This is a genomic window from Bradyrhizobium sp. JYMT SZCCT0180, from assembly GCF_018130165.1.
Classification (GTDB): domain Bacteria; phylum Pseudomonadota; class Alphaproteobacteria; order Rhizobiales; family Xanthobacteraceae; genus Bradyrhizobium.
In genome coordinates, this window is record NZ_JAFCLZ010000034.1 from 26,064 (window position 1) to 48,389 (window position 22,326).

At 62.4% G+C, this 22,326-nt stretch carries 20 protein-coding genes and 3 tRNA genes; 15 read left to right on the forward strand and 8 right to left on the reverse strand.

Features of this window, described 5'->3' with window-relative positions:
• Window positions 1-202: 202 nt before the first annotated feature.
• Together glnA and JQ641_RS34730 are read right to left on the reverse strand one after the other, a co-directional pair.
• Window positions 203-1,612 carry a type I glutamate--ammonia ligase gene (gene glnA, locus JQ641_RS34725; protein ID WP_212001163.1) on the reverse strand — a complete coding sequence of 470 codons (1,410 nt, stop codon included), beginning with the start codon at window positions 1,610-1,612 and terminating at the stop codon, window positions 203-205.
• A 156-nt stretch (window positions 1,613-1,768) separates the two neighbouring features.
• Window positions 1,769-2,107: a P-II family nitrogen regulator gene (locus JQ641_RS34730; protein ID WP_027537227.1), complete on the reverse strand. Its 339-nt coding sequence runs from the start codon at window positions 2,105-2,107 to the stop codon at window positions 1,769-1,771.
• Between the two features lie 365 nt (window positions 2,108-2,472).
• Here JQ641_RS34730 and JQ641_RS34735 point away from each other — a divergent pair, with 365 nt between their 5' ends.
• Together JQ641_RS34735 and JQ641_RS34740 are read left to right on the forward strand one after the other, a co-directional pair.
• Window positions 2,473-3,972, forward strand: a complete 1,500-nt coding sequence (locus tag JQ641_RS34735) for an NAD(P)H-hydrate dehydratase (protein WP_212001166.1) — start codon at window positions 2,473-2,475, stop codon at window positions 3,970-3,972.
• Window positions 3,973-3,991: 19 nt separating this feature from the next.
• The gene (locus tag JQ641_RS34740) at window positions 3,992-4,402 is read left to right on the forward strand and encodes a GNAT family N-acetyltransferase (protein WP_249151107.1); all 411 of its coding nucleotides are present in this window, start codon (window positions 3,992-3,994) and stop codon (window positions 4,400-4,402) included.
• An 8-nt stretch (window positions 4,403-4,410) separates the two neighbouring features.
• Here JQ641_RS34740 and JQ641_RS34745 read toward each other — a convergent pair whose 3' ends face one another.
• Window positions 4,411-5,496 carry an enolase C-terminal domain-like protein gene (locus JQ641_RS34745; protein ID WP_212001175.1) on the reverse strand — a complete coding sequence of 362 codons (1,086 nt, stop codon included), beginning with the start codon at window positions 5,494-5,496 and terminating at the stop codon, window positions 4,411-4,413.
• Between the two features lie 10 nt (window positions 5,497-5,506).
• A complete protein-coding gene (locus tag JQ641_RS34750) occupies window positions 5,507-6,622 on the reverse strand; it encodes a multicopper oxidase family protein (protein WP_349628674.1) in 1,116 nt (371 codons plus the stop codon).
• Between the two features lie 350 nt (window positions 6,623-6,972).
• On the opposite strand from JQ641_RS34750, the gene JQ641_RS34755 reads away from it, so the two are divergent.
• The 7 genes from JQ641_RS34755 to JQ641_RS34785 all read left to right on the forward strand — a co-directional run bounded on the left by JQ641_RS34755 (window position 6,973) and on the right by JQ641_RS34785 (window position 15,077).
• A tRNA-Leu gene (locus JQ641_RS34755) sits at window positions 6,973-7,057 on the forward strand.
• Between the two features lie 164 nt (window positions 7,058-7,221).
• A complete protein-coding gene (gene tig / locus JQ641_RS34760) occupies window positions 7,222-8,583 on the forward strand; it encodes a trigger factor (protein ID WP_212001182.1) in 1,362 nt (453 codons plus the stop codon).
• A 250-nt stretch (window positions 8,584-8,833) separates the two neighbouring features.
• Window positions 8,834-9,469 carry an ATP-dependent Clp protease proteolytic subunit gene (locus JQ641_RS34765; RefSeq protein ID WP_212001188.1) on the forward strand — a complete coding sequence of 212 codons (636 nt, stop codon included), beginning with the start codon at window positions 8,834-8,836 and terminating at the stop codon, window positions 9,467-9,469.
• Window positions 9,470-9,899: 430 nt separating this feature from the next.
• Entirely contained in the window at window positions 9,900-11,174 is a 1,275-nt protein-coding gene (gene clpX, locus JQ641_RS34770) for an ATP-dependent Clp protease ATP-binding subunit ClpX (protein WP_027537232.1), read from the forward strand.
• A gap of 322 nt (window positions 11,175-11,496) precedes the next feature.
• The gene (lon, locus tag JQ641_RS34775; protein WP_212001190.1) at window positions 11,497-13,920 is read left to right on the forward strand and encodes an endopeptidase La; all 2,424 of its coding nucleotides are present in this window, start codon (window positions 11,497-11,499) and stop codon (window positions 13,918-13,920) included.
• A gap of 108 nt (window positions 13,921-14,028) precedes the next feature.
• A tRNA-Val gene (locus JQ641_RS34780) sits at window positions 14,029-14,105 on the forward strand.
• A gap of 111 nt (window positions 14,106-14,216) precedes the next feature.
• Entirely contained in the window at window positions 14,217-15,077 is an 861-nt protein-coding gene (locus JQ641_RS34785) for a class I SAM-dependent methyltransferase (protein ID WP_212001192.1), read from the forward strand.
• A gap of 69 nt (window positions 15,078-15,146) precedes the next feature.
• Here the strand turns inward: JQ641_RS34785 and JQ641_RS34790 are convergent, their stop codons facing one another.
• The 3 genes from JQ641_RS34790 to JQ641_RS34800 form a co-directional block, all read right to left on the reverse strand.
• Window positions 15,147-15,401 carry a hypothetical protein gene (locus JQ641_RS34790; protein WP_212001194.1) on the reverse strand — a complete coding sequence of 85 codons (255 nt, stop codon included), beginning with the start codon at window positions 15,399-15,401 and terminating at the stop codon, window positions 15,147-15,149.
• A gap of 17 nt (window positions 15,402-15,418) precedes the next feature.
• A complete protein-coding gene (gene pepT, locus JQ641_RS34795; RefSeq protein ID WP_212001196.1) occupies window positions 15,419-16,675 on the reverse strand; it encodes a peptidase T in 1,257 nt (418 codons plus the stop codon).
• A gap of 104 nt (window positions 16,676-16,779) precedes the next feature.
• The gene (locus JQ641_RS34800; RefSeq protein WP_212001198.1) at window positions 16,780-17,079 is read right to left on the reverse strand and encodes an HU family DNA-binding protein; all 300 of its coding nucleotides are present in this window, start codon (window positions 17,077-17,079) and stop codon (window positions 16,780-16,782) included.
• Window positions 17,080-17,307: 228 nt separating this feature from the next.
• Between JQ641_RS34800 and JQ641_RS34805 the strand changes: the two genes are divergently transcribed.
• Window positions 17,308-17,384 (forward strand) — tRNA-Asp (locus JQ641_RS34805).
• 161 nt (window positions 17,385-17,545) lie between these two features.
• Here the strand turns inward: JQ641_RS34805 and JQ641_RS34810 are convergent.
• Window positions 17,546-17,749, reverse strand: a complete 204-nt coding sequence (locus JQ641_RS34810; RefSeq protein ID WP_212001200.1) for a hypothetical protein — start codon at window positions 17,747-17,749, stop codon at window positions 17,546-17,548.
• Between the two features lie 837 nt (window positions 17,750-18,586).
• Here JQ641_RS34810 and JQ641_RS34815 point away from each other — a divergent pair.
• Genes JQ641_RS34815 through JQ641_RS34835 form a run of 5 tightly spaced genes read left to right on the forward strand, consistent with a single transcriptional unit; the run spans window position 18,587 to window position 22,324 of the window.
• The gene (locus JQ641_RS34815; protein WP_192733458.1) at window positions 18,587-18,952 is read left to right on the forward strand and encodes an NADH-quinone oxidoreductase subunit A; all 366 of its coding nucleotides are present in this window, start codon (window positions 18,587-18,589) and stop codon (window positions 18,950-18,952) included.
• Window positions 18,943-19,539 carry a NuoB/complex I 20 kDa subunit family protein gene (locus JQ641_RS34820; RefSeq protein ID WP_192733457.1) on the forward strand — a complete coding sequence of 199 codons (597 nt, stop codon included), beginning with the start codon at window positions 18,943-18,945 and terminating at the stop codon, window positions 19,537-19,539. Before JQ641_RS34815 ends, JQ641_RS34820 begins: the two co-directional genes overlap by 10 nt.
• Window positions 19,540-19,551: 12 nt before the next feature.
• Complete coding sequence (locus JQ641_RS34825) at window positions 19,552-20,163, forward strand: NADH-quinone oxidoreductase subunit C (protein WP_212001203.1); 612 nt, start codon at window positions 19,552-19,554, stop codon at window positions 20,161-20,163.
• A gap of 2 nt (window positions 20,164-20,165) precedes the next feature.
• Window positions 20,166-21,356: an NADH-quinone oxidoreductase subunit D gene (locus JQ641_RS34830; protein WP_212001205.1), complete on the forward strand. Its 1,191-nt coding sequence runs from the start codon at window positions 20,166-20,168 to the stop codon at window positions 21,354-21,356.
• Window positions 21,356-22,324, forward strand: a complete 969-nt coding sequence (locus JQ641_RS34835) for an FkbM family methyltransferase (protein WP_212001207.1) — start codon at window positions 21,356-21,358, stop codon at window positions 22,322-22,324. Before JQ641_RS34830 ends, JQ641_RS34835 begins: the two co-directional genes overlap by 1 nt.
• Window positions 22,325-22,326: the final 2 nt, after the last annotated feature.

A 22,326-nucleotide genomic window follows, 5' to 3' on the forward strand; every position in this document is an offset into this window, starting at 1 on the left:
GCTACCATAAGTAGTGCGTCGACGCACTCCGGGAATTGCCCTAGCAAGGACGAAAGTCGAATGCCGGGTGAGTTATTGGTAGACTCGTTGTGACGGCCGGTGCTTCTTCGCATGCCCTATCAGAACAGCAAAAAGGCGCCCCGTTGGGGGCGCCTTTCGCATTTGTGAACCGTGATATCGGCGGCGCGGACGCCGCCCAAAATCACAGCGAATAGTACATGTCGAATTCGACCGGATGCGGGGTCATCTCGAAGCGCTCGACTTCGGTCATCTTCAGCTCGATGTAGCTGTCGATGAAGTCGTCGTCGAACACGCCGCCGTTCTTGAGGAACGCGCGGTCCTTGTCGAGGTTTTCCAGCGCCTCGCGCAGCGAACCGCACACCGTCGGGATCTGCTTCAGCTCTTCCTTCGGCAGGTCGTAGAGGTCCTTGTCCATCGCCGGACCCGGATCGATCTTGTTCTTGATGCCGTCGAGGCCGGCCATCAGCATCGCGGCGAAGCCGAGATACGGATTGGCCATCGGGTCGGGGAAACGCACCTCGACGCGCTTGGCCTTCGGGTTGGCGGTGTAGGGGATGCGGCAGGAGGCCGAACGGTTGCGCGCGGAGTAGGCAAGCAGCACGGGGGCTTCATAGCCCGGGACCAGACGCTTGTAGGAGTTGGTCGACGGGTTGGTGAAGGCGTTGATCGCCTTGGCGTGCTTGATGATGCCGCCGATGTAGTGGAGGCAGGTCTCGGAGAGGTCGGCATATTTGTTGCCGGCGAACACCGGCTTGCCGTCTTTCCAGATCGACTGGTGGACATGCATGCCCGAGCCGTTGTCGCCATAGATCGGCTTCGGCATGAAGGTGGCGGTCTTGCCGTAGATGTGCGCGACCTGATGGATGCAGTATTTGTAGATCTGCATGTGGTCGGCCATCAGCGTCAGCGTGTCGAACTTCATGCCGAGCTCGTGCTGGGCGGAAGCGACTTCATGGTGATGCTTCTCGACCTTGACGCCCATCTTGGCCATCGCGCCGAGCATTTCCGAGCGCATGTCCTGCACCGAGTCCTGCGGCGGGACCGGGAAGTAGCCGCCCTTGGTGCGGATGCGGTGACCGAGATTGCCGCCTTCATATTCGGTGTCCGAATTGGTCGGAAATTCCGAGGAGTCGAGCTTGAAGCCGGTGTTGTAGGGGGTAGAGGAGAAGCGCACGTCGTCGAATACGAAGAACTCGGCTTCCGGTCCGACGAACACGGTGTCGCCGACGCCCATCGACTTGACCATCGCCTCGGCCTTCTTGGCCATGCCGCGCGGGTCGCGGTTGTAGGGCTCGCCGGTGGTCGGCTCGAGCACGTCGCAGGTGATGACCATGGTGGTTTCGGCGAAGAACGGATCGATCGTCGCGGTGACCGGATCGGGCATCAGGCACATGTCGGATTCGTTGATCGCCTTCCAGCCGGCAATCGACGAGCCGTCGAACATGGTGCCTTCGGCAAAGATTTCCTCGTCGATCATGCCGATGTCGAAAGTCACGTGCTGCCACTTGCCGCGCGGGTCGGTGAAGCGCAGGTCGACGTATTTTACGTCGTTGTCCTTGATCGATTTCAGGACGTCTTTGGCGGTCTTCATGAATACCCCTTTTGGTTTCCAGGACTCTGCGACAACGACATTTTCGCAAACAACACGCACGCACAGACAGAGTGGTGAGATATCGCAAACGAAATCAGGCCGCCGAAGCAGCCCTTTTCTTGTTTTTCAGTCGCAAAATGCGGGATAGCACCCGGCTTAGATAGCGTCCAGCCCGGATTCTCCGGTTCTGATCCGGATCGCTTCTTCGATGTTGGAGACGAAGATTTTGCCGTCGCCGATGCGGCCGGTCTGGGCGGCGCGGCGGATCGCGTCGATGGCTTTCTCGACCAGTTCGTCTGATATCACGATCTCGATTTTGACCTTGGGCAGGAAGTCCACGATGTATTCCGCACCGCGATACAGTTCGGCGTGGCCCTTTTGCCGGCCGAAACCCTTGGCCTCGGTCACGGTGATGCCCTGCAGTCCGACCTCCTGAAGCGCCTCTTTCACCTCGTCGAGCTTGAACGGCTTGATGATGGCTTCGATTTTTTTCACTGAGCGCCTCCCGGGCAGTTCAAATTGCAGAGCAGATAGTTTCGATGTCGCGCGTGGCGCCGTCTGGTGGTCGATCCCTGATCAGGGCCCGAAACGCTCGCAATTGCTGCGAACGACGACGGTCCTGAGCCGGCTTCCTTACCGGCTTCCCCAAAAGCAGGGTCTATGCCAAGTTGTTAACGGGCCTGATTTTGGAATGTTATCAGACTTTTAACAGGCAATCGGCAGAGGTCGAGCCGGACGCTGCATGATACCCAAGCCTACCAAATAGGCAAACCGATCAATTGGTATGCAGCTATTGGAGAATTGGCTACGGCCGATATCGGAAATGCCTCCGGAAAAGGCTGACAGATCGAGGATTCGGCATGGAAGTACTGACCACCACTGAGATGGAGCGTGCCGACCGAATGACCATTGCCGCCGGCACGCCCGGCTTTGCGCTGATGATGAGCGCGGGCCAGGCCGTCGCCGAAGCCGCGATGGAGCTGGTCGAGGAGGGCCCGATCGTGGTGGTCGCGGGCCGCGGCAACAATGGCGGCGACGGATTTGTCGCTGCGGCCGAACTTGCCGCGCGCGGCCGCGAGGTCTCGGTGATCCTACTGTGCGAGCGGGACAGTCTGACGGGCGACGCGGCACTCGCGGCGAAGGGCTGGAAATACCCGGTGCTGCCGTTCAATCCCCAGGCGATCGGAAAGCCGGCGCTGATCATCGATGCGCTGCTCGGCGCCGGTCTCAACCGTCCCGTGAAGGGCGATCCGCTTGAGATGATCGACGCGATCAACGCCAACGGCGCGCCCGTCCTCGCCGTCGATCTGCCGAGCGGTATCAACGGCACCACCGGCGCCGTGATGGATGTTGCGATCAACGCCGTCGAGACCGTGACGTTCTTCCGCAAGAAGCCGGCGCATCTGTTGCTGCCGGGACGGATGCATTGCGGCCGCGTCCGCGTCGCCGACATCGGCATCGATGCGCATGTGCTGGGCGAGATCCAGCCGCAGGCAACGGAAAACGTTCCGCAGGCCTGGCAGGGATGCTTTCCGGTGCCGCGGATCGATGGCCACAAATATGCGCGCGGTCACGCTGTCGTCGTCTCCGGCGACATGGCCTCGACGGGTGCGGCGCGGCTGGCGGCACGCGCCGCGCTGCGCGCCGGCGCCGGCCTCGTCACGCTGGCCTCGCCGCGCGAGGCGCTGGCGGTCAATGCTTCGGCGCTAACCGCGGTGATGATCCGCGCGGTCGATAGCGCGGTCGAATTCGCTGACATGCTGAACGACAAGCGGCTCAATGCCTGCGTGATCGGGCCGGGCGCCGGAATCAGCGCGCGCACGCGCGATCTTGTCCACACCGCATTGTCGGCAAAACGTCACCTCGTGCTCGATGCCGACGCGCTGACGAGCTTTGCGCAAGAACCGGAGCGTTTGTTTGAATCGATCAAGGCGTCGAGCGATCCGCAGGTGGTGCTGACCCCGCACGAGGGCGAGTTTCCGCGGCTGTTCAGCGACATCAGTAACAAGCATCCGGGCCGCTCCAAACTCGAAAGGGTGCGTGATGCCGCCTTACGCTCCGGCGCGGTGGTGCTGCTGAAGGGGCCGGATACGGTGGTGGCGTCGCCCGATGGCCGCGCCAGCATCGCTGCCAACGCGCCGCCCTGGCTCGCCACCGCCGGCGCCGGCGACGTGCTGGCGGGGATCATCGCAGGGTTATTGGCGCAGGGCGTGCCGGCCTTCGAGGCCGCCTGTATCGGCGTCTGGATGCACGGCGAGGGCGCGCGGGAGGCGGGGCCCGGCCTGATCGCGGAAGATTTGACCGAAGTGCTGCCCGCGGTGTTCCGGCGGCTCTATGACGAGTTCGGTGTTGAGTATTAGGCAACTCGAACTGGCCGACATGGATGCCGCTGCGCGGGTCCATCGAACAAGCTTCGACCATGCCTTGCCCTGGCTCGCCGGTCTGCACACGCCCGAGGAAGATCGCTGGTTCTATCGCGAGCGCATGTTCAAAACGTGCACGCTCTGGGGCGCGTTCGATGACAATGCCCTGACCGGAGTGATCGCCTTCCACGACGACTGGATCGAGCAACTCTATGTGCTGCCGGAAGCGCAGGGGCAGGGCGTCGGTGCCGAATTGCTTGACGTCGCTAAGCGTGCTTCCGAGCGGCTGCAGCTATGGACGTTCCAGCGGAATGCACGGGCGCGGCGCTTCTATGAAGCGCGAGGCTTTGTGCTGGTGGAGCAGACCGATGGCGCCGGCAATGAAGAGAAAGAGCCGGACGCACGTTATCTCTGGACGCGCGGATAAGTCGGTCGTTAGCTCACGAGATATTTCGCCACCGCCGCCTCGTTCCATTCCAGCCCAAGGCCAGGACCTCGCGCGGTCAGCGTGCCGTCGATGATCTCGGCGGGGTGGGCGAGGATGACGCCGGCAAAGTCGAGGAATTCGAGCCAGTGCGCTGTCGGCGTCACCGCCAGCATGTGGGCGCTGGCTTCGGCGAACAGATGGCTCGACACCGGAATGTTGGCGGCTTCCGCTTGGGCTGCGACTTGCAGCCAGCCGGTGACGCCGCCGCATTTCATCAGGTCGGGCATGATGAAGTCGCTGGCGCCGGCTGCGATCGCCTCGGCAAAGCCGCGCGGGAACCACCAGTTCTCGCCGGCCTGGATCGGCGTCGGCGACGTCTCGCGCACCTTGGCATGGCCCAACAGATTTTCCTGCGGCACCGGCTCTTCGATCCAGTGCAGGTCATAAGGGGCGAGGCGCGCGATGCGGCGGGTGGCTTCCGCGGGATCGAGCGACTGGTTGAAGTCGATCATCAATGCGACATCGGGGCCGAGCAGGGCGCGCACGCCCTTGACCATCCGCTCGTCATTGGCGGCGTCGCCGTCGCCGCCCTTGATCTTGATGCCGCGAAATCCCTGCTCCAGCGAGCGGCGCAGCGCCTTCTCGTCCGCGATCGGATCGACCACGCCATAGCTGTCATAGGCCTTGATCGGCCGCGGCGCGCCGCCGAGCAGCTCGGCCAATGGCCGACCGGCAATCTGGCCGAGCGCGTCCCAATAGGCCATGTCGAGCCCGGACACCGCCATGCCGACGAGGCCCTGCCAGCCGAGCAGGCGGAATTTCGCGTCCATCGCCTTCATCAGATCAAACGGCGCAACCGGGTTGCCGACGAGATCGCGGCCGATCCCCTCGATCAGATGCACCAGCGGTTTCACCGTCAGTTCGGTGTAGGCGAAGATGTAAGCGTGGCCGGTAACGCCCTGGTCGGTTTCGACATCGATCAGCACCATGTGGGCGGCTTCGATGAGCGCGAATGCGGTCTTCACTGGTCGTGCGATCGGCACCACGAGGCCGCGGGCGGTGACGCTGCGAATGGCGGCAACGGATGCGCTCATGCTGATCTCCTCATTCCACACTGTACCATCGCACCAGGCGGGGGGCGGCCCAATCGGTCGCGGCGGATTCGATCAGCCAGCGTCCGGCATATTCGGCGGCGAAGGCGATGCGTTGGGTTTGGCCGGGTTCGATGGCCAGCGTGTCCAGCCAGAACGGCTTCCAGCCGTCATCGAGCCGGTCGAGCAGCCGGAAATGATGGCCGTGGAAATGGAATACCGTTGGGGTGGCGCCGCGGTTGTTCAGGGCCAGTACAACGGTCCGTCCCGCTTTGGTACGAACTGCGGGCGCGGCGGTCGCCGCGAAGCTCGCCGGCGGCACCCAGTCGCCTTGCGGCCCGCCAAGGGCCAATTCGGCCCGGGTTGCGCCCTTGAGGTCGAGCCGCGCCGGCAGGCCGTTGGAAGGTAGCGGTGGCGCCGGGGGAAGCGGGGCGGCGCGAACCGGCGGTTCACCCGAGACGATCAGCCTGCCGATGGGGCGGGCCTCCTTGCCGTCGTGGACCAGAATCGTTGCGGTGGTCCCGGCGGGCGCCGTCACATCGATAAAGCCATCGACGCGGCCGCCGGGGGGCAGCACCAGCGCGCCGTTGCGGGCCTGGAACGGCTCGGAGGGCTGGCCGTCGATAGCCATGACGCGGACGTCGATATTCTCGATTTTGGCCGCGATAACAGACCGCTGGCAGCCATTAATGAAGCGAATCCTGATCCGTTCATTGGTTCGCGCTGTAATATCGAGCGAAAGCCGGCCGTTGGCCGTCAAAACCGTTGCAGCGTCCTTGGGGTCTAGCCCGGGTGCGATCGCTGACCCGTCCGGGCGCAGCCGCCAGTCTTCGACCAGAAACACCTCGTCGCGATCGACGGCAACGGTCTCGGTTTCCCGGACCACCAATGCGCGAGCCCGCGAAGGCCGTGCCTGGCCGTCGCCGAGAAGGGTCAGGTCACACAGCAGCGTCCCGGCATGTCGCAGCGGCAGTTGCAGGGTTTCCTTCACCCCGGCCGCGAGCGGCGCGCGGGCCGTCAGCGATTCGACGCTCGCGGCCCCGTCGAGCCCCCGCCAATTGAGGGCAACGGGCTGCGGCAGCTCATTGGCGAGCGTGACTTCAACGGTATCGCCGCGCTTGAATCTCATTTCCGAACCGGCGAGTGACCAAACCGGCGTCCCCGGCGCCCCTGGCCGAAGCGCAACGACATCGGCTTTGGCTTGCAGCGCCAGCGCGGCGCGGCCTTGAGCCGAGCCAATGGCGGGCCATATCGGGAGCAAGGCGGCAGCGCCCAGTCCGGCCATCAGCTCGCGTCGGTGCAGCAGGGATTTGGGGCTTGTCATGAGACCGATGCGGACCATTTTCTGGCGGCCCTGTCCAGCTGTGACGCCTTGCCTCGGGCGGCCCGCAAAAAGCGCCATTTTTTTGCTGCGGACCGGTGGGCGCATGTTATAAGCCCGCCGCTCGCGGCATCGCGGCCGGACTGGATGCTTTTTACGCGGGCGTGGCGGAACTGGTAGACGCGCTGGATTTAGGTTCCAGTGACGAAAGTTGTGGGGGTTCGAGTCCCTCCGCCCGCACCAAGCGCTCTATTCAAGCGTTTGCATGACGAATACTGGAGGGCCTGTTCCCCGGTTGGGGAGTTGGGTCAGCCGAACCACCGGCGCAGGCTTTAAGGGCCCTGCGTCGATCCAATTGACAATGTCGGGGCCATCAGGCCCTGCCGAAACGGAAGAAGATTGACGCCATGCAGGTCACCGAAACCCTCGTCGAGGGATTGAAGCACGAGTTCAAGATCAGCGTTCCCGCATCGGATCTCGATGCCAAGGCCGGCGCCAAGCTGATCGACCTCAAGGACAAGGTGAAGCTCAACGGCTTCCGTCCCGGCAAGGTGCCGGTGAGCCATCTGAAGAAGGTCTATGGCCGCTCGGTCATGGCCGAGACCATCGACCAGACCATCCGCGACACCAACACGCAGATCTTCACCGATCGCGGCTTCCGCCTTGCGACCGAACCGAAGATCACGATGCCGACCGAGGAAAAAGAGGTCGAGGAACTCCTCTCCGGCAAGAGCGATCTCACCTACACGGTGGCGATCGAGGTGGTGCCGACGATCCAGCTCGCCGACTTCAAGAGCTTTACCGTCGAGAAGCCGGTCGTCGACGTGTCCGACAGCGATGTCGACGACGCCATCAAGCGCATCGCCGACCAGAGCCGCCCCTATAACGCCAAGAGCGAAGGCGCGAAGGCCGAGAACGGCGATCGCGTCACCATCAACTTCACCGGCCGTATCGACGGTACGCCGTTCGAGGGTGGTACCGGCGAGGGCATCCAGGTCGTGATCGGCACCGGCCAGTTCATTCCGGGCTTTGAAGAGCAGTTGATCGGCATCGGCGCGGGCGAGACCCGCACGCTGAAGGTCTCTTTCCCCAAGAACTACGCCAGCGAAAAGCTGGCCGGCCAGCCGGCCGAGTTCGAGACCACCGCCACCGCCATCGAAGCTCCCGGCGAAACCGTTGTCGACGACGAATTTGCAAAAACGCTCGGCCTCGAATCGCTCGACAAGCTGAAGGAAGCCGCGCGCGAGCGCCTGGTCGCTGAGTTTGCCGGTGCGACGCGCCAGCGCGTCAAGCGCGCGCTGCTCGACCGTCTCGACGAGAGCCACAAGTTCGAAGCGCCGCCGTCGCTGATCGCCGAAGAGTTCAATCTGATGTGGAACTCGATCAAGGCCGAGATGGAGTCCAGCGGCAAGACCTTTGCCGACGAGAACACCACCGAGGACGCCGCCAAAGAAGAATACCAGAAGATCGCCGACCGCCGGGTCCGCCTCGGCCTCGTGCTGTCGGAGATTGGCGAGAAGAACAAGATCACCGTCACCGACGACGAAGTCAGCCGGGCCGTGATCGAGCGGGCCCGCCAGATGCCGGGCCGCGAGAAGGAAGTCTGGGACTACTATCGCAACAACACCAATGCGCTGGCCCAGCTTCGTGCGCCGATTTATGAAGACAAGGTGGTCGATTTCATCCTCGAACTCGCCAACGTGACCGAAAAGAAGGTTTCGCGCGAAGACCTGTTCAAGGACGAGGACGCTGAGAAAACTGCCGCTTAATCCCGGCACCTGATGTTAATGATGAACGGCGAAAGCGGCGGGGCTCCGGCATCCGTCGCTATGAGTTCGGCTGCGAATCAGTTTGAACTCGTCTAACTCAGCTCGCCATTGCCCGGCCTTGTCGCCGGGGAATTGGCTCATATCTGAGCTCTGTCTGTGAAGTCCTGCATCACGGGACGTTCGTCCATTTCGGGCAAATCAAGCCTGGTTGCCGATGGATGTCCGCCCCCGCCAACCCCTTAGGTGATTCATGCGCGATCCCGTTGAAACCTACATGAACCTTGTTCCGATGGTGGTCGAGCAGACCAACCGCGGTGAACGCGCTTACGACATTTTCTCGCGCCTGCTGAAGGAGCGCATCATCTTCCTGACCGGTCCGGTCGAGGATGGCATGGCGACGCTGACGGTCGCGCAGCTGTTGTTCCTTGAAGCCGAGAATCCGAAGAAGGAAATCTCGATGTACATCAACTCGCCCGGCGGCGTGGTGACATCGGGCCTCGCCATCTACGACACCATGCAGTTCATCCGTCCGCCGGTGACGACGCTGTGCACCGGGCAGGCGGCGTCGATGGGCTCGCTGCTGCTGGCGGCCGGCCACAAGGACATGCGCTTCTCGCTGCCGAATTCGCGCATCATGGTGCACCAACCCTCAGGCGGCTTCCAGGGCCAGGCCACCGACATCATGCTGCACGCGCAGGAGATCCTGAATCTCAAGAAGCGGCTCAACGAAATCTACGTGAAGCACACCGGCCAGACCTACAAGGCGATCGAGGATGCGCTGGAGCGCGACAAGTTCCTGACCGCCGATATGGCCAAGGACTTCGGTATTGTCGACAAGGTGATGGATAAGCGTCCGGAAGAGCCGGCGATGACCAAGACCCCGTAAGGTAACGGGTGGAGGTACCCACGGGTTGACCTTGACAGGCGGGCCCAATCGGCAAATTACGCTCTTAGCGGGCTGTCTATGCCCGCACGTAGGCAGAAAGTTCCGCTTTCGTGCTGGTTTGGCAGCGTGGTAATCGCGCAACGCCCGGGCGATTTCGACAACTTCTCCCCGTGCGAAGGCCGAAAATCACGGTATTGTCACGGTGTCCGGTCCGCGCCCGGTTAGCGAATTCTTGATAGTCGGGTGTCAGCATGGTTGGCTGTGACGGATCGGGTAGGTTCACGGGGATTCGAGTAAACCGTGATTCGAACGACGCGTATTGAGTTAAGGTCTTTTTTGGTACGGAATTTGCTCTATCTACTTTCAGGTCCGGTTTGGTACCGGAATGGGTCGATCGAGTGACGGGATCGAACGGCGGACGGAGAATAGAATGAGTAAGGTCGGCACGAGCGACTCCAAGAACACGCTGTATTGCTCGTTCTGTGGCAAGAGCCAGCATGAGGTCCGCAAACTGATCGCGGGACCCACCGTATTCATCTGCGACGAATGCGTTGAACTGTGCATGGACATCATCCGTGAGGAGAACAAGTCCTCGCTGGTGAAGTCGCGCGACGGCATTCCGACGCCGAAGGAAATATGCAAGGTGCTGGACGACTACGTGATCGGCCAGAGCCACGCCAAGAAGGTGCTCTCGGTCGCCGTCCACAATCACTACAAGCGGCTCAATCACCAGACCAAGCACAACGACGTCGAACTCGCGAAGTCGAACATCCTGCTGATCGGTCCGACCGGTTCGGGCAAGACGCTGCTGGCGCAGACGCTGGCGCGGATTCTCGACGTGCCGTTCACGATGGCGGATGCGACCACGCTGACCGAAGCCGGCTATGTCGGTGAGGACGTCGAGAACATCATCCTGAAGCTGCTGCAGTCGGCCGACTACAATGTCGAGCGCGCGCAGCGCGGCATCGTCTATATCGACGAAATCGACAAGATCAGCCGCAAGTCCGACAATCCGTCGATCACCCGCGATGTCTCGGGCGAGGGCGTGCAGCAGGCGCTGTTGAAGATCATGGAAGGCACCGTTGCCTCCGTGCCTCCGCAGGGCGGCCGCAAGCATCCGCAGCAGGAATTCCTGCAGGTCGACACCACGAACATCCTGTTCATCTGCGGCGGCGCCTTCTCAGGCCTCGAGAAGATCATCTCCGCACGCGGCCGTTCGACCTCGATCGGTTTCGCGGCGCAGGTCCTGGCGCCGGAAGACCGCCGCACCGGCGAAATCTTCCGCCATGTCGAGCCGGAAGATCTCTTGAAGTACGGCCTGATCCCGGAATTCGTCGGCCGCTTGCCTGTGGTCGCGACTCTGGAAGATCTGGATGAGGCTTCGCTGAAGAAGATCCTGACCGATCCGAAGAACGCGCTGGTGAAGCAATACCAGCGGCTGTTCGAAATGGAGAATATCGAACTCACCTTCGCCGACGAGGCGCTTGGCGCGGTCGCCCGCAAGGCGATCGAGCGCAAGACCGGCGCGCGGGGATTGCGTTCGATCCTCGAAAGCATCCTGCTTGAGACCATGTTCGATCTTCCGGGTCTGGAAGGCGTCGAAGAGGTGGTGATCTCGCGCGAAGTGGTCGAGGGAACTGCCCGTCCGCTCTACATCTACGCGGACCGTTCCGACCGCGCCGTCGAGAGCAGCGCCAGCGCCTGATAGGCCCTGGTCGGGGATGGATTTCCGTCCCAAACAGGACGGCTGCCGGGACATTCCGGCGGCCACAGCGGCGTAGTTCTTGCGCAGCAATCCTTCGCGTTTAGCCCCATTTGACGGGCATTTTTCGTGACTTGACACCCCCGTACCCGATAGCCACCTAATGCTGTCGGTGGCGCAGCTCATGCTTGAGATTCGTCGCCAAACGATCCGGAAAAACAGGCTGCGAAGGTGGCTTGCAGCCCCGGAACCTCCCGGCACCTTGTGGCGGTTGCGCACATCGAGCGGACTGCGTGCAAGGGGGCACAACAAAAGGAATTAGGCCATGACTTCAGCCAAACCCCGGCCATCTATCGTCCACGGCGAAACCCACTCTTATCCGGTGCTGCCGCTCCGCGACATCGTCGTATTCCCGCACATGATCGTGCCTCTGTTCGTCGGCCGCGAGAAGTCGATCCGCGCGCTCGAAGAGGTGATGAAGAACGATGCGCTGATCCTGCTCGCGACGCAGAAGAACGCGTCCGACGATGATCCGAGCCCGGACTCGATCTACGAAGTCGGCACGCTCGCCAGCGTCCTGCAGCTGCTCAAATTGCCCGACGGCACCGTGAAGGTGCTGGTCGAGGGCTTGGAGCGCGCACGCGTCCAGAAATATTCCGACCGCAGCGAATATTACGAAGCAACCGCCGTTGCGCTCGCCGATACCGATGCGACCTCCGTCGAGGCCGAGGCGCTCGCGCGTTCGGTCGTGTCCGACTTCGAAAGCTATGTGAAGCTGAACAAGAAGATCTCCGCCGAAGTCGTCGGCGTGGTTCAGGCGATCACTGATTTCGCCAAGCTGAGCGATCAGGTCGCCCAGCATCTCGCCGTCAAGATCGCCGATCGCCAGGGCATCCTGGAGACGTTGTCCGTCACGCAGCGCCTGGAGAAGGTGCTGGGCCTGATGGAGAGTGAGATCTCGGTGCTGCAGGTCGAGAAGCGCATCCGCTCGCGCGTCAAGCGCCAGATGGAGAAGACCCAGCGCGAGTATTACCTGAACGAGCAGATGAAGGCGATCCAGAAGGAACTCGGCGACGACGAAGGTCGCGACGAGCTCGCCGATCTGGAAGAGAAGATTGCCAAGACCAAGCTCTCCAAGGAAGCGCGGGAGAAGGCGCAGCACGAGCTGAAGAAGCTGCGCCAGATGTCGCCGATGTCCGCGGAAGCCACCGTCGTGCGCAACTATCTCGACTGGCTGTTGTCGATCCCGTGGAACAAGAAGTCCAAGGTCAAGAAGGACCTGGTGGCCGCGCAGGAGGTCCTGGACAGCGACCATTACGGGCTTGAGAAGGTCAAGGACCGGATCGTCGAGTATCTGGCCGTGCAGTCGCGCGCCAACAAGCTGACCGGACCGATCCTGTGCCTGGTCGGACCTCCCGGCGTCGGCAAGACCTCGCTCGGCAAGTCGATCGCGAAGGCGACGGGGCGCGAGTTCGTGCGCGTGTCGCTTGGCGGCGTGCGCGACGAGGCCGAGATCCGCGGTCATCGCCGCACCTATATCGGCTCGATGCCCGGCAAGATCATCCAGTCGATGCGAAAGGCGAAGTCCTCGAATCCGCTGTTCCTGCTGGACGAAATCGACAAGATGGGCGCCGATTTCCGCGGCGATCCGTCGTCGGCGCTGCTTGAGGTCCTGGACCCCGAGCAGAACGGCACGTTCGCCGACCACTATCTGGAGGTCGACTACGATTTGTCGAACGTCATGTTCATCACGACCGCGAATACGCTGAATATTCCCGGACCGCTGATGGACCGCATGGAGATCATCCGGATCGCCGGCTATACCGAGAACGAGAAGGTCGAGATCGCGCGCAAGCATCTGATCCCGAACGCCATCGCCAAGCATGGCCTCGATTCCAAGGAATGGTCGATCGACGACGATGCGCTGCTGTTGATGATCCGCCGCTACACCCGCGAAGCGGGCGTGCGTAACCTGGAGCGTGAGCTCTCCACACTCGCCCGCAAGGCGGTGAAGGAGCTGATGATCTCCAAGAAGAAGTCGGTCAAGGTCACCGAGAAGTCCCTCGAGGAATTCCTGGGTGTGCCGAAGTACCGCTACGGCGAGATCGAGAGCGAGCCGCAGGTCGGCATCGTGACGGGCCTGGCCTGGACCGATGTCGGTGGTGAGCTGCTCACCATCGAAGGCGTCATGATGCCCGGCAAGGGCAAGATGACGGTGACCGGCAACCTGCGCGACGTCATGAAGGAGTCGATCTCGGCGGCGGCGTCCTATGTTCGCTCGCGCTCGATCAACTACGGCATCGAGCCGCCCTTGTTCGACCGGCGTGACATCCACGTCCACGTTCCGGAGGGGGCAACCCCGAAGGACGGACCGTCGGCGGGTGTTGCGATGGCGACCGCCATCATTTCTGTCATGACCGGCATTCCGGTCCGGCACGATGTCGCCATGACCGGCGAGATCACGCTGCGCGGCAGGGTGCTGCCGATCGGCGGTCTGAAGGAGAAGCTGCTCGCTGCCGCCCGCGGCGGTATCAAGACGGTGTTCATCCCCGAGGACAACGCCAAGGATCTCACGGAGATTTCCGATGCGATCAAGGGCGGCATGGACATCATCCCGGTCGCCCGGCTTGATGACGTCGTCGCCAAGGCGCTGGTGCGCCCACCGGTGGCGATCGTCTGGGAAGAGGACAGCAAGGTGCCGGTGAAATCCGACGCTGCGGATGACGCCGGTGGCCTGACAGCGCACTGAGATCAGGCAATGTGACAAAGGCGGTGTCCCGTTCTCGGGACGCCGCCTTTTTGTTGGAGGTTCCCCGCTTGCGCCGAGGGGCAGGGCGGCGCTAAACAGGCGACTTGAGGGCGGCTAGCTCAGCTGGTTAGAGCATCTCGTTTACACCGAGAGGGTCGGCGGTTCGAATCCGTCGCCGCCTACCAGCCTTCGCGCTTCGCGCTACGGCTGGGCATGCCAGCCACGGGTGCGAAGCGCGAAGGCTGTCTCGCCGTAGCTCGTAGAGCGAAGGCGGACCTTCAGAAAGTTTTCCAAACATGACCACCCCGACAGGCCACGAGCAGAACGCCGACCAGATCGCCTACTGGAACGGACCGGCCGGGCAACGCTGGGCGGCGCGGCAGGCGGAGCAGGACGTCGTGCTCGGGCCGGTCGCCGACCTTCTGATCGATCGCGCGAAACCCAACCCCGGCGAACGGGTCATCGATATCGGCTGCGGCAGCGGCGTCACGACGGTCGCGTTTGCGAAAAAGGTCGCGCCGTCGGGCCACGCATTCGGCGTCGACATATCGGGCCCGATGCTGGAACGGGCGCGGGCGAGTGCGCCAAAGGATCTGCCGGTCGAGTTCGCGCTGGCGGATGCCACCGTCTATCCGTTTGAGCCCGCCAGTTTTGATCTGCTGGCCTCGCGGTTCGGCGTGATGTTCTTTGCCGATCCGGTGGCGTCGTTCGCGAACATGCGCAAGGCGCTGCGGCCCACCGGCCGCCTGGCATTCGCCTGCTGGCGCGAGCCGCGCGAAAACCCGTTCTTCATGGCGCCGTTGCAGGCCGCCTACAAGCACGTGCCAAAGCTGCCGCAGATGGGGCCGGAAGATCCCGGACCGTTTGCGTTTGCCTCGGAAGCGCGCGTCCGCCGCATCCTGGAGGGAGCCGGCTTTGAAGGCGTGGAAATGGAAGCCTGTCCGCTGTTGCTGGACGCCGCGATCGGCCGCGGCGTCGATGGGGCGGTGCAGGGCGCGCTCGAAATCGGCCCCGTGAGCCGCGCGCTCGATGGGCAGCCGGAGGAGCTTCGTGTTGCGGCGGCCAATTCGATCCGAGACGCGCTCACGCCGTACGCCAAGGGCGACGCGGTGCTGCTCCCGGCCTCGGTCTGGATCGTGACCGCGCGCGCCACCTAATTACCGGTGATTCAACCCTGCTATCTTTGCATGGGGTTGTTTTCGCGATTTTGTGTCCGGCCCCGCGGTCTACTCAACCGGCTTGCAATACTCAGTCGCAACCGTTGCCGATTGCCGGGTCTCGGAAACGAAGCAGAAATAGAGCTTTGCGCCTTTGCGCAGAAACAGTCCGGCGCCGCCGCTCGGCGTCGCCGAGGTCCCGGCGATTGCATAGTCCTGCGCGAGCAGGGAGCTCACGGTGACTTTCTCGGCCGCGGTTTGCGCCAGGGCAGGCGCTGCGCCAAACGCGAACAACACCAGACAAATCGAATTTCTGATCTTCACAGTGTCGCTCCCGCTCGTCAGGCCTTCTCTTCCCAGATCATCGCCAGATGCACGATGGTCTGCACGGCTTTCTCCATGTCCTGAACGCTGACCCATTCCAGCCGCGAGTGGAAGGCGTGCTCGCCGGCAAAGATGTTGGGGCAGGGCAGCCCCATGAACGATAGCCGCGAGCCGTCGGTGCCGCCGCGGATCGATGAGCGCACCGGCGTCAAGCCGGCGCGGCGGATCGCCTCGATCGCGTAGTCGACGATTTCGGGATGGCGGTCGATCACCTGCTTCATGTTGCGGTACTGGTGCTTGACCTCCATCCGGTAGGTCGAGCGCGGATAGTCCTTCATCACGCCTTTGACGATGCCCTCCAGCAGCGCCTCTTTTTCCTTCAAGCCCTCGTCGGTGAAATCACGCACGATGAAGCCGATAGTCGCCTTCTCCAGCGCACCGGAAATGCCGATCGGATGCAGGAAACCCTGCTTGCCTTCAGTGGTCTCCGGCGAGCAGGTGTCTTTCGGCAGGCGATCGACGATGGCGGCGGCGATCTTGATCGCGTGCTCCATCTTGCCCTTGGCGAAGCCGGGATGGGTGCTGACGCCCTCGATGCTGATGGTGGCGCCATCGGCCGAAAATGTCTCGTCCTCGATATTCCCCGCGGTTTCGCCGTCCATCGTGTAGGCGAAGTCGGCGCCGAGTTTTTTCAAATCGACCTTGTCGACGCCGCGGCCGATCTCTTCGTCCGGCGTGAACAGGATCTTGATGGCGCCATGCTTCACTTGCGGATTGTCGATCAGGAACTGCGCGGCATCCATGATCTCGGCGAGACCGGCCTTGTTGTCGGCGCCCAACAGCGTGGTGCCGTCTGTCGTGACGATGTCGTTGCCGATCTGGTCGGCCAGCGCCGGATGGTCGGCGAATCGAATCACCTGCGTCGGATCAGCCGGCAGCACGATGTCGCCGCCACGATAATTGCGCACGATCTGCGGCTTGACGTCCTTGCCGCTGCAATCCGGCGAGGTGTCCATGTGCGAGCAGAAGCAGATCACCGGCACCTTCTTGTCTGAATTGGCCGGGATCGTCGCGTAGACATAGCCGTGCTCGTCGAGATGGGCGTCGGAGAGGCCCATGGCCTTGAGTTCGGCAGCAAGCACGCGGCCGAGGTCTTTTTGCTTCTCGGTGGAGGGGCAGGTCGGTGACGCCGGATCCGACTGGGTGTCGATCACGACATAGCGCAGGAAGCGCTCGGTAACACCGTGGGTAAAGGCGAGGGGCGAAGCCAGCATGACAACCACAACAGGATTGGAGAAACGACGGCGCTCTATAACAGAAAAGCGCCATTCCGGGCCCCCGGAACGGCGCTTGAACGTCGGATCGGAAGTACCGTGACTTAAACGGCTTCCTTGAGTTCCTTGGACGCGCGGAAGGCAACCTTCTTGCTGGCCTTGATCTGGATGGCTTCGCCGGTGGCGGGGTTGCGGCCCATGCGGGCGGCGCGCTTGCGGACCTGGAGGATGCCGAGGCCGACGATGCGGATCCGCTCGCCCTTCTTCAGGTGCTTGGTGATCAGGGAGACCGTGTCGGTCAGAATCGATTCAGCCTGCTTCTTGGACAGTTCCTGGTCCTCGGCGATGGCCGCTGCCAGATGCTTCAGCGTGATCGTCGCCGGAGTCGCTGCTTTCTTCGCCATATTCGGCCCTCCCTCGGTGGTGAATGGCTTTACGGAAACTTAGGCGTATCAGGCCTTAAACGATTCGGGTGGCGGGTGCCTACGCTGTTTTGCCTGCAAATAGGCCGTTTTTTGCATCGGCATCGCAAAAAGGCCCATTTGACAAGGGGATTCGCAACGTCCTTGACTAAAACAAGGAGGCCCTTTAAGTCCTCGCTTCTGCGCGGATCAAGACGTGATTACGCATCCGCGGGAGTAGCTCAGTTGGTTAGAGCGCCGCCCTGTCACGGCGGAGGCCGCGGGTTCGAGTCCCGTCTCTCGCGCCATTTTTCAATGGCTTAAGGACAAATCCCCCGATCGCCGGACTGGAACTCGGTTGCGCTCAAGCGCGGCCCGATAGTTCCAGCGTGCGGCGGAAGTGGCTGCGCAGCCAACAAAAAAGCCGCCCGAAGGCGGCCGTCTTGCCGGTGCTGAGAACGAAACCCCTTTAGCGGACCGTCGAGGTCTGCGAGCTGGTGATGACCACCGGCTTGCCTGCCTTCACGACCTGGGTCGTCTGGGCCGTCTGGGTGTATTCCGAATTGGTGCGCGCCGAGATGCCGAAAGCTGCCACCGCGATACCAGCCACGAGCGCGACAACCACGATCTTCAGGTGGGTCGAACGGTCTGCCGAGTGAATTGAGTGGTTCATGTGATGCCTCCGAGGCGTCTATGCGCCATCTGATGGCAAGAGATGTACGCCCCGTCTGTTTCGGGACGGTTTCGTGGATTCCGTGAAATGGTTTCGTCCGCTGGGTTTTCGGGGCGATTTTGCGCCATTTCGGCGTCCTTAGGCCGCCAGCCTGTTGTCGCGGCGAAGGCACAGACAGGCGACATGGCATGAAATATAAGTAATAACAACAGGATAAGCCAAGATCGGTTCTGCTAACCCGTTTGTTTGATGGCTACGCGTCTCGACCGGGCGGCCGAGATGAACTGCAGTGCGCCGAGTCGTGACCTCGGCCGACAGAAGCGAATAGCGCGGGGCGCCTGCGCCATAGTCGTCCTTCAGTTCGTCCGTTGATCATGCCGACCGCGAGCAGGCAGACGGGCCCTGGCCAAAGCAGGTTGGGGTCAATCAGGATCATCGCGGACGCCAGCGCTCGCATGCTCGGCGGCGGTGTGTGCGATCGCAAAAGTCGGCCCGAGGCGGGAAGCCGACGCCATGGTTTTGCAATCCTGCGTCAGCGTGCACATCGCGAAAACCGGAGCGGTGAGCCCGGACATTTGGTTGGCTGATCGGTACACCAGTTGCGCGACGCGCGAGCAGGGTTCGCATGGATGGATTGCGCGAGGCGCACGGCGCGAAACGCTGGCCAGGGTGGCGACGGGAACGCCCTTGCTTTCCTGAGTTGTCCACGGCGTGGTAGCCCCGGTTAGACCACAAAATAGCTTGTCTTGCGCCCTCTGTTGCGCTGCGCTAAGCCTCAAGAATAATTCCAATCAGCGAATCTGCGGCTGTCCGAAACCGCAGGAAAAGGTCCCGCCGATGAACGGCATCCTGCAGAATTACCTTCCACTTATCGTGTTTGTCGGGGTGGCAAGCCTGATCGGTCTGGCGCTGTTGATTGCCCCGTTCCTCGTTGCGTTCCAGCAGCCCGATCCCGAAAAGCTTTCCGCCTATGAATGCGGATTCAACGCTTTCGATGACGCCCGCATGAAATTCGATGTCCGCTTCTATCTGGTGGCGATCCTTTTCATCATCTTCGACCTCGAAGTCGCGTTCCTGTTTCCGTGGGCGGTGGCGTTCGGCAAGCTCGGCGCCACCGGCTTCTGGTCGATGATGGTGTTCCTCGCCGTCCTCACGGTCGGCTTTGCCTATGAATGGAAGAAAGGCGCGCTCGAATGGGATTGAGCCCCACCGCCGTATCGCACGGGTCTTCGCCGGTGATCGCGCCGGCCGCGACCGGCATTATCGATCCCTCGACCGGCAAGCCGGTCGGCGCCAATGACCCGTACTTCCTCGAGGTCAATCACGAGCTTTCCGACAAGGGCTTCTTCGTCGCCGCGACCGACGATCTCATCACCTGGGCGCGCACCGGCTCGCTGATGTGGATGACGTTCGGTCTCGCCTGCTGTGCCGTCGAGATGATGCAGGTGTCGATGCCGCGTTACGACGTCGAGCGCTTCGGCTTTGCGCCGCGCGCTTCGCCGCGGCAGTCCGACGTCATGATCGTTGCGGGCACGCTGACCAACAAGATGGCGCCGGCGCTGCGCAAGGTCTACGACCAGATGCCGGAGCCCCGCTACGTGATCTCGATGGGGTCGTGCGCCAATGGCGGCGGCTATTATCACTATTCCTACTCGGTCGTGCGTGGCTGCGACCGGATCGTGCCGATCGACATCTACGTGCCCGGCTGCCCGCCGACGGCGGAAGCGCTGCTCTACGGCGTGCTGCTGCTGCAGAAGAAGATCCGGCGCATCGGCACCATCGAACGCTAAGGTTTCAGGTCAATGGACGACGGCAAGCTCGACGCCTTGGGGCAGACGATTGTTAGCGCGCTTCCGGGTGCGGCCAGCGGCCATGCGGTCGCGTACAACGAGCTCACGATCACGGTCGACGCGACCAGGATCGTCGAGGTCGTCAAATTCCTGCGCGACGATCCCGCCTGCCGTTTCGTCAGCATCATCGACGTCACAGCGGTGGATTATCCCGGCCGCGAAAAGCGCTTCGACGTGATCTATCACTTCCTGTCCCCGACGCTGAACGGGCGCCTCCGCGTACGCGCCGAGGCCGACGAAACCACGCAGGTGCCTTCGATCATCGACGTGTTTCCCGGCGCCGACTGGTTCGAGCGCGAATGCTACGATCTCTATGGCGTGATCTTCACCGGCCATCCCGACATGCGGCGGCTGCTGACCGATTACGGCTTCGACGGCCATCCGCTGCGCAAGGATTTCCCGCTCACCGGCTTCGTCGAGGTGCGCTACGACGACCAGGAGAAGCGGGTGTTGTACGAACCCGTCCGTCTCAACCAGGAATTCCGCAAGTTCGATTTCCTCTCGCCATGGGAAGGCGCTGACTATCCGCTGCCCGGCGACGAGAAAGCGGAGCCGAAGGCCTGACCATGAACGAACAGAATCTTCGCAATTTCACCATCAATTTCGGACCGCAGCATCCGGCAGCGCACGGTGTGCTGCGTCTGGTGCTGGAGCTGGACGGCGAAGTCGTCGCCCGCGTCGATCCGCATATTGGCCTGCTTCATCGCGGCACCGAAAAGCTGATCGAGCAGAAGACCTATCTGCAGGCGATCCCGTATTTCGACCGGCTCGATTACGTCGCGCCGATGAACCAGGAGCATGCGTTCTGCCTCGCCGCGGAAAAGCTGCTCGGCATCACGGTGCCGCGCCGCGGGCAATTGATCCGCGTGCTCTACAGCGAGATCGGCCGCATCCTGTCGCATCTGCTCAACGTCACCACGCAGGCGATGGACGTCGGCGCGCTGACCCCGCCGCTGTGGGGCTTTGAAGAGCGCGAAAAGCTGATGGTGTTCTATGAGCGCGCTTCCGGCTCGCGGATGCATGCGGCCTATTTCCGCATCGGCGGCGTGCACCAGGATTTGCCGCCGAAGCTGATCGACGACATCGACGCCTGGTGCGATCCGTTCCTGCAGGTCGTCGCCGACCTCGAAACGCTGCTCACCGGCAACCGCATCTTCAAGCAGCGCAACGTCGACATCGGCGTGGTGCCGCTGAAGGAAGCCTGGGAGTGGGGCTTTTCCGGCGTGATGGTGCGTGGCTCCGGCGCGGCCTGGGATCTGCGCAAGGCGCAGCCTTACGAATGCTACGCCGAGATGGATTTCGACATTCCGATCGGCAAGAACGGCGACTGCTACGACCGCTATTGCATCCGCATGGAAGAGATGCGCCAATCGGTGCGCATCATGAAGCAGTGCATCGCCAAGCTGCGGGCGCCGGACGGGCAGGGGCCTGTCGTCGTCGAGGACAACAAGATCGCGCCGCCGCGTCGTGGCGAAATGAAGCGTTCGATGGAAGCGCTGATCCATCACTTCAAGCTCTATACCGAGGGCGTTCGCGTGCCGGCCGGCGAAGTCTACGCCGCGGTCGAGGCGCCGAAAGGCGAGTTCGGCGTCTACCTGGTCGCTGACGGCAGCAACAAGCCCTACAAGTGCAAGATCCGCGCGCCGGGCTTTGCCCATCTGCAGGCGATGGACCACATCTGCAAGGGCCATCTGCTCGCCGACGTCTCGGCCATCCTCGGCTCGCTCGACATCGTGTTCGGAGAGGTCGATCGGTGATGGCGCAGCCGCCAATCCAGTTTGACCGGGCTTCGGGTGCGCTTGAAGGCGCCAACCCGTGGGAGCGGCTGGCTGCGGTGGCGCTGACGCTGGGATCGAAAATATCGTCGAACTTTTCGCATCGCGGCTACAACATGTGCGCCAATCTCCTGCGCAGGACGTTGCCTGCACGCGACATCGACGTCCGGCTGAATGCGGACGCGACGTTCGCATTCCCCTATGGCGACGGCTATTGGAGCAAGCTGCTCAACCGCACGTTCGCCTATGAGGACGAACTCGAATTGCTGTTCAGGCATTCTGCCGACGTCGACTACACGCTGCTCGATTGTGGCGCCAATTACGGTTACTGGTCGGTGCTGGTCTCGAGCAAGCCGTTCGGTTCGCACAAGGCGATCGCGATCGAACCGTCGGGCCAGAATTTTCCGAAGCTGGCCAACAACGCGAGACTCAACGGCAACCGCTTCGAAGCGATGAAATGCGCGATCGGCGCCGCGCGCGGCACCGCGCGATTGAGCGGCACCAAGCATGAAGCCTTCAGCATCGCCGGCGACCAGAGCGCTGGCGAGGAAGTGCCGGTCATCGCGCTCGACAATCTGATCGACGACGGCAAGGTTGCCGCCGGCGGAAAATTCCTGATCAAGCTCGACGTCGAAGGCGTCGAGATCGAGGCCATGAAGGGCGGCAAGCGGCTGCTGGAGGCCGACAGCGTGATCCTGTGCGAGGAGCACGGCAACGATCCGCAGCATACCGTCTCGCGCTACATCCTCGACCAGACCCCGCTGAAGCTGATCGTCTACGATCCGCGCAGCAATCGCCTTGAAACCGTGACCGACCTTTCCATCCTCGATCGCATCAAGGTTTCAACCCACGTCGGCTACAACGTGTTCGGCACCGCAAGCGCATTCTGGCTCGACCGGATCAATGCGCTCAATGCGAAAGCCGCAGCCCCGCGCGCAATGAGAGACTGAAC